The following is a 16,632-nucleotide window of genomic DNA, read 5'->3' on the forward strand; positions in this document are numbered from 1 at the left end:
CAATTACCGGATTCCGCACGGGAGAGCGTGCGACCCAGCACAAAAAAAGCGAGCACGGGTGATGAATTCGCAAATGTTAAGAAGCGCACTGCTGGCCGGACCGGTTCAGCACGAGCGCCTTGTCAAACTGGATACGCCGCTGGGCCCCAACGTCCTGCTGCCGCATCGCGTCATCGGCCGATCGCGGCTCGGGCGTCACTTCGAGTTCACGGTCGATACCGTATCGGTATCCGATAACCTCGAGCTCAAGAAGCTGATCGCGCAGCCGGTGACGCTGTGGATCCTGCAGGCCGATCAGTCTTATGCGCCTCACCACGGCTACGTGCATTGCGCCCGCCGGCTCGGCTCGGACAGCGGCGTCACGCACTACCAGATCGTCTTCGCCTCGTTCCTCCACTTCCTGAAGTTCCGCCGCGACCAGCGAATCTGGCAGGACCAGTCCGCGGACGACATCATTGCCGACGTGCTGAACCAGCATCCGCAGGCCAAGGGTCGCTTCACCTTCAAGCTCCACCAGCCGCTGCCGCTCCGCTCGTTCTGCATGCAGTACGAGGATGATTGGAATTTCGTGCATCGCCTGATGGAATCGGAAGGCCTGTATGGCTTCTGGGAACAGGACCAGGACGGCAAGTCGCACCGGCTCGTCGTCATCGACCGCGTCGACGCGTTGCCCGCGCTGTCGCCGCGAACGGTGCGCTTTCATCATGCGGGCACGGGTGACGAGGCCGACACGTTCGTCCAGTTCTCCGGCACGCGCACGCTGCGAAGTGTCGCTCGCGCCACACGCACGTTCGACTACAAGCAGCCGCCGAGCGCGGCCAATCCGAAGGCGACCCATACGCCGACGATCGCCAATCAGGGCGACCTGCCGCCGCAGCTCGAGGTCTACGAATACACCGGTGCGTACACGTATCCCGAACAGTCCCGCGGTGACCATCTGTCGAAGATATGGATGGAGGAACAGGAGTCACGCGCGAAACGCTTTCATGGCGTCGGCGGCGTGCGGCGCATGGATGCCGGGTGGACCTTCGAACTGGCGGATCACCCCGAACACGACAAGGACGATGCCGGGCAGCGCGAATTCGCCGTGATCGAGACGGCGTGGGTCATCGTCAACAACCTGCCCGTTGCGGACGAACAGGCGGTTTTCCCGCACAGCCTGCACGCCGAGGTCGACAGCATCGTGCAGGCAACCGATACGGCCCTGTCGCGCGTGCGTCATCCCGACGGCAGCGAAGGCTTCTTTCAGATCCGCGTCGAAGCCCAGCGCACGACCGTACCGTTTCGCAGCCCGTTCGAGCATGCGAAACCCGCGATGCATTTGCAAACGGCGATCGTCGTCGCGCCGCAGGGCGAAGAAGTCCACACCGACGCACTCAACCGGGTCAAGGTTCGCTTCCATTGGGACCGCCTGAACGACGGCGACGAAAAGGCGTCGTGCTGGCTGCGTGCCACCGCGTCGGATTCGGGCAATGGTTATGGGGCCGTTCACCCGCACCGCAGCGGCGAGGAGGTGCTGGTCGATTTCCTCGGCGGCGACTGCGATCGCCCGATCATCGTCGGCAAGGTCTACAACGGCGCGACCAGTCCGCAATGGCACAGCAACGGCATCCTGTCCGGATACCGGTCGAAAGAATACGCGGGCGCCGGCTACAACCAGCTCGTGCTCGACGACGCGACCTCGCAGAACCGCGTGCACCTGTACAGCAGCCAGACCAACGCGCACCTGCATCTCGGTTACCTGATCGACCACACGGGCAACAACCGCGGCAGCTATCTCGGCAGTGGTTTCGACCTGCGGTCCGACGCATACGGTGCCGTGCGCGCGAACCGCGGCCTGTACGTCACCACGCATCCGAAACAGCCGGCAAGCCAGCCGCTCGACGTTCAGGAAACGCAACAGCAACTCGTCCGTGCGGAAGGCCTGATGGAAGCCATGTCGGATGTCGGCGCCCAGCATCAGGCCGAGTCGCTCGACCCCGGCCACTCGGCGCTGAAGCAGTTCACCGACGCAACGCAGAGCAGCGCGAGCGGCAGCGCGTCGGGCGGCCGGACCGCCGGCGGCGGAACCGGTAGCGCCAATGCGTTCAAGGAGCCCGTGATGCTGTTCGGCAGCCCGGCCGGTATCGGGATGTCCACGCAACAGTCCGTGCAGCTTGCCGCGGACCAGCACGTCAACCTCGTCAGCGGGCAGAGCACGCACGTGGCCGCCGGAAAGTCGCTGATCGCGAGCGTCCTCGACCGGATCAGCCTGTTCGCGCAGAACTCCGGGATCAAGCTGTTCGCCGGCAAGGGCAAGGTCGAAGTGCAGGCGCACGCGGACAACATCGAGCTGACCGCCCAGAAGGCGCTGAAGCTGATGGCGGTCACCGAATCGATCGAAGGCGCCGCGGCGAAGGAAATCCTGCTGACCTCCGGCGGCGCGTACATCCGCATCGCGAACGGCAACATCGAAGTGCACGCACCGGGCAAGATCGACATCAAGGGTGCGCAGCACGTGTTCAGCGGCCCCACGCACCTGTCGCAAGCGATGCCGACCCTGCCGAACTCGACCGGCAACTACGATCAGGCGTTCATCGCGCACTGGGCCGGCACCGACATTCCGGTTGCGAACACGCGGTACCAGATGTTCTCGAACGGCAAGCTGCTCTCGGAAGGCGTCACCAATGCGGCAGGTGAGACGGGGCTCACGCAGAGCCACGTGCCGCATGACGTCGTCGTCAAGTTTCTAGGGAAATCGAATGGCTGACGGACAACAGAACAAGGTGCTCGGGACCGGCTCGGGGATGCTGACGCCGACGGGGTACAAGGATCGGCCGAAGGTGCAGATCAACATCTGCGACAAGCATGTGACGCCGGCGGCGGATTCCATTATCGGAACGTGCCCGTACTACTACCGGCCGCTGCACGGCGAGTACTGGGAAACGGTCGAAAAAGTCAGCACGTCGAGTATCTGGGCGACCGTCAAGAAATTCGCGACGTCATGGGATCCGTGGAAAGACACGAAAGTTGCCCGTGAACTGCTGCATCGGCGGGAAAACCTGATACAAGCGGAAAGCACCGATTCCGACTGGTCCCGCCACGGCAATTTCATGATGCGTCATATCGGGTGCGGGCATAAGCCGCCGGGATATTACGTCAGCTACGGTTACTACTACTGCTCGAATTACGGCAAATACCTGCTGCCGGAATTGAGCGACAAGGGCAAAGCGTGGCTTGCGAGCGCACGCTGGTTCCTGCAGCATTATCTGGAACAGGGTTTGCAGCAGAACATGCGCGGCGACACCATTTCGATCAGGGGCAAGAAGCCGAACAGCGGCAGCTGCGTGATGAACGTGCCGCAGTACGCGCTCGAACTGGATGACGACACCTTCAAGACGTACGCGTTCAAGACCCACCCTCTCGCCTATCTCGACGGCGGTCTGGCCGGGCTCGGGCCTGTCGATATGTATTACATCCTGAAGCAACCCAACGCCCAGGAATGGGGGGATCTCAGGACATTCTCCCAGGCATTGGACAGCGGTGTCGGCGTGGGCAAACAGTACGTCGACAATACCGTGGAATATGCGAAAAAGGCCGGTGATGCCGTCAACGAACATGTCATCGACCCTGTTGCACAGGCACTCGAAAAACTGATGCCGAAATGAAATGACGAAAAAATTCCTGAAGCTGTCGCTGGCTGCGGCAGTCGTGCTCATTGTTTTGATTGTCGGGTTCTCGTATATGTCGAATGACTGGCAGGTCGTTTCCAACACTTTCATGAAGAACAGCAAGCCTTACGGCGGAGGCGACTTCGTGATATCGGGAAACGAGGCGATCACGCTGAAGATCAGCGATCCTGAAATCACGTTCAAGCCATATGCCGAATGGAAGGACAAGGAAAAAGCCGAGCCGGCCGAAGCGTGGATGAACGACAGTCGCGAAACGCTGAACCGGACGTCGGTCGAATTCTGGCGCGGCCCGGTGAACGGAGACATGACGCGCCATTTCAAGCAGGTGGGCCAGACCGCCGCCTGGTGGCACGCCAAGGACTGGACGGTCGAATTCATCAGCACCGGCTGGATGGACTACAAGTCGCCTCAGCCTGCCGACGGGCTGACGCCGCAAGTGACCAAGCTCTGGAAGTCGTCCAACGGCGGACGCGACTGGGTGCAGCTCGCGTGGCCCGAAGACCGGAACATCGGTCGCCTGCTCTTTCTGGATCCGCAGCGCGGCTATGCGATCGGTTGGGGCCCGCACGTGTGGCGCACGTCCGACGGCGGTCAGTCGTGGCGGGAAATCGAACTGCCGCCGGGTGCCGCCGACGCCGGCAAACCCCACCGCACCTTTGACGGCATCGACCTGGGCCCGGACGGTACCTTGCGGGTGGCATACCACGTCGAGAAATCCGAGCATGCTTCCGCCGGAAGCGTCGTCTATCGGCTCGGCTGGGAACAATCCGGGTTCGCCCTGGACGCCGTGTTGCCCGAACAAGTGATCGTCAGCCTGTCCTCGTCACCGACCGCGTCGGATCACTATGCGCTTTACGCGCTGTCGCGCCTCGGCGAACCGCGCAATTTCGATAATCCCGCCGACAAGGGAAAACGCGTCGGCGCCATTTCGACCTGGACGAACGGCGCACCCGAGCAGGTGCGGCAATTGCATTCGTTTGACGACACGCTGACGCTCGATAGCCTGAGCGTCGGCCGGGACGGGTTGCTGCTCGTCTACGCAACCGACGCCAGCCGCAACGGCACACCGCTCGATCTCACGTTCGTCAGCAGCGACGGGGGGAAGACCTGGAACTCGAGCAGGGAGAAGACGACTCAGGGCGGATATTTCAACGCCCAGACGAACACGCTGTATTCGCTGGTTGCCTATACGCTCAAGAAGCGGCAGTTCTGACGGTTCCGATGCGATTACCGCGGGGCCCCCGTCGCGATTCGGGCGTCGGCTCCGCGGCCTGCGGCCGATCCGAAATGGCCGGGCAATGCGGGGCCCGGCCGCACGATCGCGACGCGACGCCTGCCAGAACCGTCGGGTACCGGTCCTGCCGGGTCGGTCATGTCTCGGGGTGACCGCGTATCCAATGACATGCAAAAACACACTCGCCGGATAGGATTCGTCGTGAGCCTCGCCGTCCTGGTCGTGGCGACATTGAGTTATATCCGCCCCACGATGGATCGGTAGAATCGTCCGTTCAGCGCGCCGGGCGTCGATTCCGATTCGGTCTCCGGCCAACTGCTCGCCGTGATGAACGAAGAAAAGAACAAAAAAGATCTTTCGATGAAAAACTTGCTGAACCGCGTAACACTCGCGCTCTCCATCGCCTGCGCCATACCCACCACCGCCTCCGCCGCCAGCCCTTGCCCCGCCGCCGACACCGCCGCACGCGCGGCGCTCGACGCGCAGCACCGCGTACAGCAAGTCCGTAATCCGCAAGGCGATGGCGGTGGCACCGTCGACGTCTCGCCGCCCTTGCGCGACGCGCTTCGCGCATACAAGCAGGCGCTCGTCGGCGCGATCGACGCGCGGCTTGCGTGCAGCGACGAACACGTCGAGCCGGCTGCGCTGAAACGCACGCTTGCGGCCACGCTCGGCGTACCCGCCCAATCCACCCAATCTGCCCAGCCGAAAAATGGCGAATCGGCATTCGGCCGCAACCCGGACGTCGACGTCCAACGCGACGGCACGTCCCGCCCGCTCCTCTTCGTACGCGCCGGCTTCGACATCGCGTGCGGCGACGACAACCTGCTCACGGCCTACGCATGGGAAAACGGCGGCTGGCGGCGCGTGCTGCGCTGGCAAGCCGACGACTACAAGGACATCGGCGACGCCTACGGCGGCGGCTTCTGGTTCGGCGCCTTGCCCGGCGGCCAGGTGGCGATCGTCCACGGCACGCCGTGGTGCTCGTCGCGCTGGAGCCGGTTCGGCGCGGACGTGGTCGCGCCGGCCAACGGCGCGGCCGCGCAACACACGCTGTTCCATACGGCTCACGGCTACGTGCTCGACGACGACGCGATCCGCTTCAAGGTGCGCGCCGACGGCTTCGAGCTGCGCATGACGGTGGGCTCGCGCGACAGCGACGTGATGACACGGCCGGGCATCTTCCGCTATCGGGTCGACGGCGATACCGTGCAACGCGTGCAGCCGGTCGCGGTCAACGGACGCGATTTCGTCGATGAATGGCTGGGCGTGGACGATGCGCTCGCGCGCGCATGGAGCGAACCCGCGTCCGCCGCGGCGGCGCTGCAAGCGCGGCAGGCATTCATTGCGGAAAGCAAGGCGCCCGGTACCGGGTTCGCCTATGGACCGGTACGCGGCTGCTCGGACAGCAAGGATCGCTTCCAGGTCGAACTGGAACTGACGGGCAAGGACGGCAACACGGTTGCGCGACGCTACGCGCTGATCCGCCAGGAGCGCAACGGGTTCACGATGCTCGGGCTGCGCAAGGCGGTCGAGCCGGCGTGCCACGGCGCGAACCTGATGCCGCGGCACTGAACGTCGGCGGCACGGCGGCGCCGGACAGGAATCGAGGGCAAGCGGCAAGCGGCAGGCGCGCCTCTGCGTGCCCGGCCGCCCGTCATTGCGCGCGTCGCGGCTCGAACACGAACGGTTGCGTGAGCAGGAACGGATTCGCGGTGGCGCCGGTCTGCGCGCAGGTCGCGTGCGTCATCGCGTCGACGGCCGCGCGATCCGCCGCCGCATTGCGGCTGCTCGTCGTCACGGTGACGTTCTGCGCTTCGCCCGAGGTCGTCATCAGCGCGCGCACGAGCACGGTGACCGGACGCGTGAGCGGCTTCGCGCTATCCGGATAGACGGCGCGCGGAATGTGGCAGGTCAGCTTGCTTTCCTGCGACGACGACAGCATCGCGCAGCCGGAAAACAGCACGGCGACGGCAGGCAGGATCAGGAGGGTCGAGCGAAGGGCCATGGTCGAATATCGTTCTTCAGTACTGTTGCGGACGAACACCGCGCCGGCGGACATCGTCCTGCGCCGCGGCCATCGGACCGGCGCACCGTTACGGCCGCACGACCGACGGCTGCCGGTCGCGATCCTGCCTGGCGGGTTCCCGGAGATCCGGGGCGGCGTTCGCGGCAGCGGCCCGCAGCGGGCGGCCGCGCACGCGAACGCTTTGCCGCATTGTGCACGCGCCGCCTTGCGCGTGGCCGCGATTTGACAATGGTTGACGCGAATCACACCGGATTCGGCCGGCATCCATTCCCCGGGGGAAGCAATCGCCACCCCCTTCCCGCCCCGCCATCGCCCACCCGCCTCACGGCAATGCGGCCAGCGCCGGGATTCCCCGCCCGGCGCCGCGCGGTGTCGGCACGGTGTTCAGCGTGGTGTCACTCGGAATCGTCGTCGGAGTCGTCCTCGTCCGCATCGGCCGGCACTTCCCCGTACTGCGCGACGACGGCCGCCTTGAACGCCTTCAGCGCCGGTTGCTGGTCGCACAGCTTGTACAGCAACGCCAACTGCTGCGGCCAGTCCTTCAATTCCTTCGCGAACACATGCAGGCGCGCGACCGTGTCGAGCGCATCGGCTTCCCGGCCGGCCAGCGCCTGCAGCGCCGCATAGCGGCGCAGCACCGTCTCGCCCGGCAGCAGCGCGATCGCGCGCTCGTGCGCGGCGAGCTTGAGCGGCAGGTTCTCCGGCGAAATCGTCAGCAGCGTGGCCACCCCGTAATCGCCCCACGCGCCGAACAGCTGCGACGGCGCATCGCGGTACTGCGCGGCCGGATCGCTGCCGTAATACAGCACTTCCGCGCGCTGGTAGTCGCGCAGCACGGGTACCACCGCCAGCACGCCGCCGACCGCCAGCACCGCGAACAGCCCGAACGCCGCGCGGCCCGGCAGGAGGCGCAGCGGCTTCACGTCGAGCAGGCCGATCACGAACATCGCCGGCAGCAGGAAGAACATGTACTGCTGCGGATATTCGACGAGCGCATGCATCAGCAGGATGCCGATCAACGCGAGGCCGAACACGCGCGTGCTCGACTGCGGCGCACGCACCGCGCGCACGAACCACGTCACGAGCGCGACGACGAGCACGCCGAGACCCAGCAGACCGGACTTCGCGAGCAGGTCGATGAAGATGTCGTGCGAGTTGTTCGCGATCTCGACACCGCCGAGCGTGCGCACGAGCGCGAACTGGTGCGACGGGAATTCGCCCCAGCCGACGCCCAGCAGCGGATGCTCGCGGAACATCGCAAGCCCGTACTTCCACAGCGCGAGCCGCGGCGCGATCTGCCCCGCGTCGCGCATCCGCTCGGCGGCCGACTCGGCAAGCCCCAGGTGGAAGTGCACGTTGGCCCAGCGCACCGCGACGTTCACCGCGACGAACGCCACCGCGAGCGCGGCCGGTATCAGCCAGGCGCGGCGGTTGCCGGGCGCACGGCGCGACTCGAGCCACGCCATCCAGAAGCCCGCGACGACCATCACCGCGACCTGCAGCCACGGGCCGCGCGACACCGTCAGCGCGAGACCGCCCGACAGCACGATCGACAGCGCGAACCAGGCCCATACCGCGAGCCGGCGCGTCTGCACCAGATACAGCGCGCCCGCGAGCGCAAAGGCGATGTAGGTCGCCAGGTGGTTCGCCTGCGCCATGTTGCCGTACGGACGGCGATCGACCGCGATGTTGTAGACCACGACGAACGGCGACACCGCGGTTTCCAGATGGAACAACTGCACGACCTGGCTCGCGACCGCGAACACGCCGCCGACGAGCAGCGCGCCGGCCATCATTCGCGCGGTGGCTTCGGCGAGCCCCTCGCGCGCGAGCGTGTAGCCGGCCTGCATCGCGACCAGCGCGGTGGCCAGATAGCCGAGCGCCAGCCAGTTCATCGACGGCACTTTCAGCGGCATCAGCGCGACCTGCGCGAGCAGCACCGCCGCGAACCCGAGCGGCGCGACGAACGCGGCCGGCGCGGCGAACGGTTCGGCCGGGCGGCCCGTGCGCGCGAGCAGCACGACGGAGAGCCCCACCAGCAGATACAGCACCAGCGCGGCAAACTCGGAATAGAAGGTCGGGATCGGATACGTGTGATTCGTGATCGCGTACGGCACGATCAGGGCGACAGCCAGCGCAACGAGCGGCAACGAACGGGAAAAAGTAGAAGGCATGAGCGAACCGGATGTCAGCAACCGGCGCACTATACAAAACTTTCCCCCGTCTGTGCGGCCCCGCCGCCCCGTCACCCGATACGGCCGGGCCGGCTCGGCAGGCCGGCAATGCGTGCGCACGCCCACGCACCGGCCCGCGGGCCGCCTGCACTATGCGCGGCATTCCGCCGGCGCGTATTTCGCGGGCAACGTCGCCGCCTCCGCCGGCAACGGGCCCGCGCCCGGCGCCGGCAGCGATGACGCGGCCTTGCCGGCGGCAAAGCACTCCCACGCAATCGCCCCGGCCTGCATCGCGCCCTTTTTCAGCGGCACCCGTGCGGTCGGCGTATCGGCCTTGTCCGGCGCGGACGGCACCAGGACGAGCGTATTCGAGCCGGCCGCGGCGACGCGGGTGGTGAACGCCACCGTGATCTGGCCCGTATCGGCGTCGATCCGGACGGATTCGACGTTCCGGGTGGCGACCGGCGGGCTGTAGCCGCCGTCGAGGCCCGCGCCGCTCGCGGCGTTGTCGGCGACCGCGAGCCGCGCGGACGACGCGAGCGCGAGCCCCTCGCCGACGCGCGAGCGCGCGAGGTAATCCTGGTACGCGGGAATCGCATAGGCCGCGATCACGCCGACGATCGCGAGCACGATCATCAACTCGATCAGCGTGAAGCCGGCCGGCCGCCAACGCGGCACCGGCCGGCGCGCGCGCCGCAGATCGGCGGCGACACGACGGAACAGGGAAACTGAAAAGGCTTCGAACATGACTGGCTCCCGAAACGAAAAACGCCTGCCGAATCAGGCAGGCGTTTCGATCGTAGCCAGTGGGCCGCGGCCCCGGCAGTCGGCCGGACGGCCAACGTCATTGCGGATGCGGACCGCTGCGGCGGCGCCGCAGCGCGTATCCTGCGGCAACGACGAACAGTGCGCCGGCGATGCTCGCACCGTAGATCGCGGCCTGCGTATCGAGCACCGGCCAGCGATCGCCGACCGGGTCGTGCACCATCAGGCCGCCTGCGATCCAGCCGAGCAGCCCGGCGCCCAGTGCGACGACGATCGGGAACCGGTCGAGCAGCTTCAGCACCAGCGTGCTGCCCCACACGATGATCGGCACGCTGACGACGAGCCCGAAGATCACCAGCGCCAGCCGGTGCGACGGATCGGCCTGCTCGGCCGCGCCGGCGATCGCGATCACGTTGTCGAGGCTCATCACGGCGTCGGCGATCACGATCGTCTTCACCGCGTCCCACAGCCGGTCGGCCGGCTTCACGTTGTCGTGCGCGTCGGCATCCGGCGCCATCAGTTTGACGCCGATCCACAGCAGCAGCAGGCCGCCGCCGAACTTCAGGAACGGCACGTCGAGCAGCGCGACCGCGAACGCGATCAGCACGACCCGCAACAGGATCGCGCCGGCCGTGCCCCACACGACGCCGCGCAGCCGCTGGTTGGCCGGCAGGTTGCGGCACGCGAGCGCGATCACGACGGCGTTGTCGCCGCCGAGCAGGATGTCGATGATGACGATCTGGAACACGGCGCCCCAGTGCAGCGACGTCAGGAATTCAAGCATGAGTGGATATAGGTGCGGGGCGACGACCCTGTGACGGGCGGCCCGGTTCATTACCGGCACATGCGTCGCGCATGCCCGGGGCTTACAAATTCATTGCGCGAGCATAACAAAAAACGCCGGCTAAGCCGGCGTTTTTTGCAGGACGAACCACGCGGAAATTACAGCGCCTTCTTCAGCAGACGGCCCATTTCCGACGGGTTGCGCGTGACGGTGATGCCGCACGCTTCCATGATTTCCAGCTTCGCTTCGGCCGTATCCGCACCGCCCGAGATCAGCGCGCCGGCGTGGCCCATGCGCTTGCCCGGAGGCGCCGTGACGCCAGCGATGAAGCCGACGACCGGCTTCTTCATGTTGTCCTTGATCCACTCTGCCGCATTGGCTTCGTCCGGACCACCGATTTCGCCGATCATCACGACCGCATCCGTATCCGGATCGTCGTTGAACATCTTCATCACGTCGATGTGCTTCAGACCGTTGATCGGGTCGCCGCCGATACCGACTGCCGACGACTGGCCGAGGCCCAGTGCCGTCAGCTGAGCAACGGCTTCATACGTCAGCGTGCCGGAACGCGACACGACGCCGATGCGGCCCTTGCGGTGGATGTGACCCGGCATGATGCCGATCTTCAGTTCGTCCGGCGTGATCGTGCCCGGGCAGTTCGGCCCGAGCAGCAGCGTCTTGCGGCCTTCGCGACGCATGCGGTCCTTCACTTCGATCATGTCACGGACGGGAATGCCTTCCGTGATGCAGATCGCGAGATCCAGGTCGGCTTCGACGGCTTCCCAGATCGCGGCGGCGGCGCCTGCCGGCGGAACGTAGATGACCGACACGGTCGCGCCGGTTTCTGCCTTCGCTTCCTTGACGCTCGCGTAGATCGGAATGCCTTCGAAATCTTCGCCGGCCTTCTTCGGGTTCACGCCCGCGACGAATGCTTCGCGGCCGTTTGCGTATTCACGGCAGGCGCGCGTATGGAACTGACCGGTTTTGCCGGTAATGCCCTGCGTGATGACCTTCGTGTCCTTGTTGATCAGAATCGACATGTATTTTGACCTCTGTTCGATTGGCGTCGCGTGCAAACCGCGCCGCCATGCGTGTTCATTAGCGCGCGCTTACTTGCCTGCGGCAGCCGCGACGACCTTCTGCGCAGCCTCTTCCATGCTGTCCGCCGAGATGATCGGCAGGCCCGAATCGGCCAGCATCTTCTTGCCGAGGTCCTCGTTGGTGCCCTTCATGCGCACGACGAGCGGCACGTTCAGGTTCACGGCCTTCGAACCGGCGATCACGCCTTCCGCGATCACGTCGCAGCGCATGATGCCGCCGAAGATGTTCACGAGGATCGCCTTCAGGTCCGGGTTCTTCAGCATCAGCTTGAACGCTTCCGTGACCTTCTCGGTCGTGGCGCCGCCGCCGACGTCCAGGAAGTTCGCCGGCTCGCCGCCGAACAGCTTGATGGTGTCCATCGTCGCCATCGCGAGGCCTGCGCCGTTCACGAGGCAGCCGATGTTGCCGTCGAGCGAGATGTACGCGAGGTCGAACTTCGACGCTTCGATTTCAGCCGGATCTTCTTCGTCCAGGTCGCGGTACGCGACGATTTCCGGGTGGCGGAACAGCGCGTTCGAGTCGAAGTTGAACTTCGCGTCGAGTGCGATGACCTTGCCGTCGCCGGAGACGTTCAGCGGGTTGATTTCAGCCAGCGACGCGTCGGTTTCCCAGAATGCCTTGTACAGGCCTTGCAGGATCGCGCGCGCTTGCGGGATCGAAGCAGCCGGCACGCCGATCTTCGCGGCGAGGTCGTCCGCCTGCGCGTCGAGCAGGCCCGTCGACGGCTCGACAATGACCTTGTGGATCAGTTCCGGGTGCTTTTCGGCGACTTCTTCGATGTCCATGCCGCCTTCGCTCGAACCCATCAGCACGATCTTTTGCGAGATGCGGTCGACGACGAGGCTGACATACAGTTCCTGCTTGATGTCGGCGCCTTCTTCGATCATCAGACGGTTGACCTTCTGGCCTTCCGGACCGGTCTGGTGCGTGACGAGCTGCATGCCGAGGATCTGGTTCGCGTATTCGCGGACCTGCTCGATCGACTTCGCCACCTTCACGCCGCCGCCCTTGCCACGGCCACCCGCGTGAATCTGAGCCTTCACGACCCACACCGGGCCGCCGAGCTCTTCTGCCACCTTGACGGCCTCGTCAACCGAGAACGCCGGCTTGCCGCGCGGTACCGCGACGCCGAATTTCCGCAGGATTTCCTTACCCTGGTACTCGTGAATCTTCATGCGTGATTCCCTTCAGTCTGAGAGTTGGATGAAAAGTCGCTTAAGACGCTTCTTCGAAATGATTTCCGTTCATTCCTTCGTGCTGCCTTCACCGGGCACGTCCGGCCGGCTCGCGCCATACCAGCGCGGGTAGTACTGCCGCACGACCTCGCCGTCGAACCGCAACGCCCGGCAGCGGCCGAGCTGGAAAGGCGCGTCGTCGTGCGCGCCGCCATGATCCGGCCCTTCGCCGCCTTCCTCGCGCACGTTCCACACATCGCCGGCGAACGCCTGGATCGCTGCCGTCGGCAGCACGGCGCACAGTTCGGTGAGATGGGAACAGCCTGCGACGCCGGCGAGCAGCCGGTTCGCGTTGCGGCGGAAATTGCGGAAGAGATTGAGCCCGATGAGGGCCCGATAGGCAGGAGTGGCGGATTGACAGTGACCGGGATAGGGAACCCATTCCGAGGACGCTTCGGCGTCGACGACGTTGAGATCACGATCGATAGTCACGCGCAGCCAGAGTTCGTGGATCGGCAGGCCCTGGGGCCGGATGCCCGACGCAAGCGCGACATCGCGCGGCTTGTGGTCGGTCAGGCAGGCTTCGATGTCCCACAAGCCGTCGCCGCGCTCGTAGGCTTCCGCTCGGATTGCGCGTCGATGTCGCAACTGACGGGGCACGGGCTCGGATAGCGGCATGCTGGAGGTTGAGGCCGAAGAGGAAAACCCGTGGATTTTAGCATATCGGGTATTTGAGGCAGCCGGCCGCGACGGCGGGTATTCCCGCCTGTCCGGAAACGGTTGCATTGCAGCAAAATCGCGCGCAGCGCGCGTGACGCGCCGGTCAGTCGTCGACCAGGAAATCGTCGCCGACCTTCAGCAACTTCACGATGATCCCGCTCGAGAAGCCGCGTGCGGCAAGGAAGCGCGCCTGCTTCGCGCGCTCGGCCGGCGTTTGCGGCAGTGCACCGAATTTCTTGCGCCAGACGGCCTGCGCACGTGTCCATTCGGTCTCGCGCAACTGCGCGTTGACTTCCTCGACGAGCGTATCGCCGACCGCGTGACGCTTCAGTTCGCTGACGATGCGCGCGGCGCCGACGCGCGACGCACGGCGATGCACGAGGCTCTCGGCAAAGCGCGCGTCGGACAGCCAGCCTTCCTTTTCCAGCGCATCGAGCACCGGCTCGACGGATTCGTCTTCGCCGACGTACGGCGCAAGCTTGCGCGCGAGTTCCGCACGGCTGTATTCGCGCCTGGACAGATAGCCGAGCGCGCGGCCCTTCAACGAACGCGGCGGCTTCGACGCCTGGCGCTTGCCGGCGCCCGGATCGTCGCCGGCAGATGTGCTTGATGACGCGCCGGACGCCCGGCGCGTGCGGCGCGGATGCTGGCTGCTGCGGGTATAGACGTCTTCCCTGGCCGGCGCCGACGCAGCGGCTGCGCGCTCGCCGGGGAAGCTGACGCCGGAAACACGACGGCGGGAGCGGTCGTGCGCGTCGAACGATTCGTCGTCGTCGAACGGATCGTCCGGCGCGGCAATCTCAAACGAAACGAGGGCATCATCGGATGCCCTCGTCGCGGTGCGGTTCGCGGCATTGCTGCCTGCGACCTGCCGGTCGGCACCCGAGGATCCGGCTCGCCGGCCGGAGCGACCCGCCGTTGCGGGCGCGTCGCTCTCCTCCGGCTTGCCTGCCTGACCTCGGCGCCCGACCATCACTCTTCTTCGTCCATCGCCTCGGCTTCGTCGTGGACCGCAGCCGCACCTTCAGGCATGGTGACCACGCCGAGCGATTCGCGGATACGGTTCTCGATCTCGCGCGCGATTTCCGGATTCTCGCGCAGGAATTCACGCGCGTTGTCCTTGCCCTGACCGATCTTCTCGCCGTTGTAGCTGTACCAGGCGCCCGCCTTGTCGACGATCTTCGCCTGCACGCCGAGATCGATGATCTCGCCCTGACGCGAAATGCCTTCGCCATACAGGATGTCGAAGATCGCTTCGCGGAACGGCGGCGACACCTTGTTCTTGACGACCTTCACGCGGGTTTCGTTACCGATCACCTCGTCGTTCTTCTTGATCGAGCCGATCCGGCGGATATCGAGACGCACCGACGAATAGAACTTCAGCGCGTTGCCGCCCGTCGTGGTTTCCGGGTTGCCGAACATCACGCCGATCTTCATCCGGATCTGGTTGATGAAGATCACGAGGCAGTTCGTGCGCTTGATCGTGCCCGTCAGCTTGCGCAGCGCCTGCGACATCAGGCGGGCCTGCAGGCCCGGCAGCGAATCGCCCATCTCGCCTTCGATTTCGGCCTTCGGCACCAGCGCCGCGACCGAGTCGATGACGATCATGTCGATCGAGCCCGAGCGCACCAGCGCGTCGGTGATTTCGAGCGCCTGCTCGCCGGTGTCCGGCTGCGAGATCAGCAGTTCCGGCACGTTCACGCCGAGCTTCGCCGCATATTGAACGTCGAGCGCGTGCTCCGCGTCGATGAACGCCGCCGTGCCGCCCAGCTTCTGCAGCTCGGCGACGACCTGGAGCGTCAGTGTGGTTTTACCCGACGATTCCGGACCGTAGATCTCGACGACCCGGCCGCGCGGCAGGCCGCCGACGCCGAGCGCGATATCGAGACCGAGCGAGCCCGTGGACACGACCTGGATGTTCTCGGCCACTTCGCCGTCGCCCATGCGCATGATCGAGCCCTTGCCGAACTGCTTCTCGATCTGTGCGAGTGCGGCCGCCAGCGCCTTGCTCTTCTCGGCGGTCATCCCGGAGCCCTTCTTGCTATCTTCCATGAATCGTCCTTTGCTATGATGAGCAGCGTCTGTTAGAGGCGCGCCCACTTCAAGCGCTGCCCATGAATGCAGACACTGTATAAAAAAACAGTGTTTTGTGCAAGCCCGCAATGCAGAGCGTTGTACACGAATAACTTCGGAGACAGCCGCGCCGGCGCGAATGCCCGCCGGCCATCGGTCAGCACCATGCGAATTCTCATCGCCGAAGATGACAGCATACTCGCGGACGGCCTCACCCGGTCACTCCGCCAATCGGGCTATGCGGTCGACCACGTGAAGAGCGGCGTCGACGCCGATACGGCGCTGTCGATGCAGACATTCGACCTGCTGATCCTCGATCTCGGGCTGCCGAAAATGTCCGGGCTCGACGTGCTCAAGCGCCTGCGCGCCCGCAATTCCAACCTCCCCGTGCTGATCCTGACCGCCGCCGACAGCGTCGACGAACGCGTGAAGGGGCTCGACCTCGGCGCCGACGACTACATGGCCAAGCCGTTCGCGCTCAACGAGCTGGAAGCGCGCGTGCGCGCGCTGACCCGGCGCGGCGCGGGCGGCGGCCCGACCGTCGTGCGCCACGGCTCGCTCGCGTTCGACCAGGTCGGCCGCATCGCGTATGCGAACGATCACGTGCTCGATCTTTCCGCGCGCGAGCTCGGCCTGCTCGAGGTGCTGCTGCAGCGGATCGGCCGGCTCGTGTCGAAGGAGCAGCTCGTCGACCACCTGTGCGAATGGGGCGAGGAAGTCAGCAACAACGCGATCGAAGTCTACGTGCACCGGTTGCGCAAGAAGATCGAACCGAGCGGCGTGCGGATCTCGACCGTGCGCGGCCTCGGCTATTGCCTCGAGAAGGTCGCGCCCGTCGCGCCGACCGATACGGCAGCGCCCCAGCCCGTGGTGGCCGGCACGCCGCTGCGCTGAAGCCGGGCGCGC

The 16,632-nt window shown here is 65.6% G+C and carries 15 protein-coding genes; 6 read left to right on the forward strand and 9 right to left on the reverse strand.

Going from position 1 to position 16,632, the window contains the following annotated elements:
- Positions 1 to 61: 61 nt before the first annotated feature.
- The 4 genes from ACP26O_RS13565 (at position 62) to ACP26O_RS13580 (ending at position 6,480) form a co-directional block, all read left to right on the forward strand.
- Positions 62 to 2,749, forward strand: a complete 2,688-nt coding sequence (locus ACP26O_RS13565) for a type VI secretion system Vgr family protein (RefSeq protein WP_175665425.1) — start codon at positions 62 to 64, stop codon at positions 2,747 to 2,749.
- Positions 2,742 to 3,647, forward strand: a complete 906-nt coding sequence (locus ACP26O_RS13570) for a hypothetical protein (protein ID WP_175665424.1) — start codon at positions 2,742 to 2,744, stop codon at positions 3,645 to 3,647. The genes ACP26O_RS13565 and ACP26O_RS13570 overlap by 8 nt, the downstream gene beginning before the upstream one ends.
- A gap of 76 nt (positions 3,648 to 3,723) precedes the next feature.
- On the forward strand, positions 3,724 to 4,884 hold the full coding sequence (locus ACP26O_RS13575) for a WD40/YVTN/BNR-like repeat-containing protein (protein ID WP_105832517.1): 1,161 nt from the start codon (positions 3,724 to 3,726) through the stop codon (positions 4,882 to 4,884).
- Positions 4,885 to 5,265: 381 nt separating this feature from the next.
- Positions 5,266 to 6,480 carry a hypothetical protein gene (locus ACP26O_RS13580; RefSeq protein ID WP_175665423.1) on the forward strand — a complete coding sequence of 405 codons (1,215 nt, stop codon included), beginning with the start codon at positions 5,266 to 5,268 and terminating at the stop codon, positions 6,478 to 6,480.
- A gap of 82 nt (positions 6,481 to 6,562) precedes the next feature.
- On the opposite strand, the gene ACP26O_RS13585 is transcribed toward ACP26O_RS13580, so the two are convergent.
- Positions 6,563 to 6,913, reverse strand: coding sequence for a TonB family protein (locus ACP26O_RS13585; protein WP_105787010.1), 351 nt, complete (start codon positions 6,911 to 6,913; stop codon positions 6,563 to 6,565).
- On the opposite strand from ACP26O_RS13585, the gene ACP26O_RS13590 reads away from it, so the two are divergent.
- Entirely contained in the window at positions 6,912 to 7,160 is a 249-nt protein-coding gene (locus ACP26O_RS13590) for a hypothetical protein (RefSeq protein ID WP_175665422.1), read from the forward strand. The two genes, ACP26O_RS13585 and ACP26O_RS13590, sit on opposite strands and share 2 nt — an antisense overlap.
- Before the next feature lie 169 nt (positions 7,161 to 7,329).
- Here ACP26O_RS13590 and ACP26O_RS13595 read toward each other — a convergent pair whose 3' ends face one another.
- From ACP26O_RS13595 to recA, 8 genes are all read right to left on the reverse strand, one after another.
- Complete coding sequence (locus ACP26O_RS13595; RefSeq protein WP_175665421.1) at positions 7,330 to 9,108, reverse strand: PglL family O-oligosaccharyltransferase; 1,779 nt, start codon at positions 9,106 to 9,108, stop codon at positions 7,330 to 7,332.
- A gap of 150 nt (positions 9,109 to 9,258) precedes the next feature.
- Entirely contained in the window at positions 9,259 to 9,855 is a 597-nt protein-coding gene (locus ACP26O_RS13600) for a pilin (protein WP_175665420.1), read from the reverse strand.
- 97 nt (positions 9,856 to 9,952) lie between these two features.
- Positions 9,953 to 10,657: a TerC family protein gene (locus tag ACP26O_RS13605; RefSeq protein WP_165751967.1), complete on the reverse strand. Its 705-nt coding sequence runs from the start codon at positions 10,655 to 10,657 to the stop codon at positions 9,953 to 9,955.
- A gap of 158 nt (positions 10,658 to 10,815) precedes the next feature.
- A complete protein-coding gene (sucD, locus tag ACP26O_RS13610; protein ID WP_006477916.1) occupies positions 10,816 to 11,697 on the reverse strand; it encodes a succinate--CoA ligase subunit alpha in 882 nt (293 codons plus the stop codon).
- Between the two features lie 69 nt (positions 11,698 to 11,766).
- Positions 11,767 to 12,933 (reverse strand): ADP-forming succinate--CoA ligase subunit beta, encoded by a 1,167-nt coding sequence (gene sucC, locus ACP26O_RS13615; protein ID WP_006755512.1) that lies wholly within the window; start codon positions 12,931 to 12,933, stop codon positions 11,767 to 11,769.
- A gap of 69 nt (positions 12,934 to 13,002) precedes the next feature.
- The gene (locus tag ACP26O_RS13620; protein ID WP_012364627.1) at positions 13,003 to 13,611 is read right to left on the reverse strand and encodes a DUF2889 domain-containing protein; all 609 of its coding nucleotides are present in this window, start codon (positions 13,609 to 13,611) and stop codon (positions 13,003 to 13,005) included.
- A gap of 145 nt (positions 13,612 to 13,756) precedes the next feature.
- Positions 13,757 to 14,626: a recombination regulator RecX gene (recX, locus tag ACP26O_RS13625; RefSeq protein WP_175665419.1), complete on the reverse strand. Its 870-nt coding sequence runs from the start codon at positions 14,624 to 14,626 to the stop codon at positions 13,757 to 13,759.
- A complete protein-coding gene (recA, locus tag ACP26O_RS13630) occupies positions 14,626 to 15,705 on the reverse strand; it encodes a recombinase RecA (RefSeq protein WP_011657832.1) in 1,080 nt (359 codons plus the stop codon). The genes recX and recA overlap by 1 nt, the downstream gene beginning before the upstream one ends.
- 186 nt (positions 15,706 to 15,891) lie before the next feature.
- Here recA and ACP26O_RS13635 point away from each other — a divergent pair, with 186 nt between their 5' ends.
- Positions 15,892 to 16,620, forward strand: coding sequence for a response regulator transcription factor (locus ACP26O_RS13635; protein ID WP_175665418.1), 729 nt, complete (start codon positions 15,892 to 15,894; stop codon positions 16,618 to 16,620).
- Positions 16,621 to 16,632: the final 12 nt, after the last annotated feature.

It is taken from the genome of Burkholderia sp. R-40, from assembly GCF_049942845.1.
In the GTDB taxonomy this organism is placed as follows: Bacteria; Pseudomonadota; Gammaproteobacteria; order Burkholderiales; family Burkholderiaceae; genus Burkholderia; species Burkholderia ambifaria.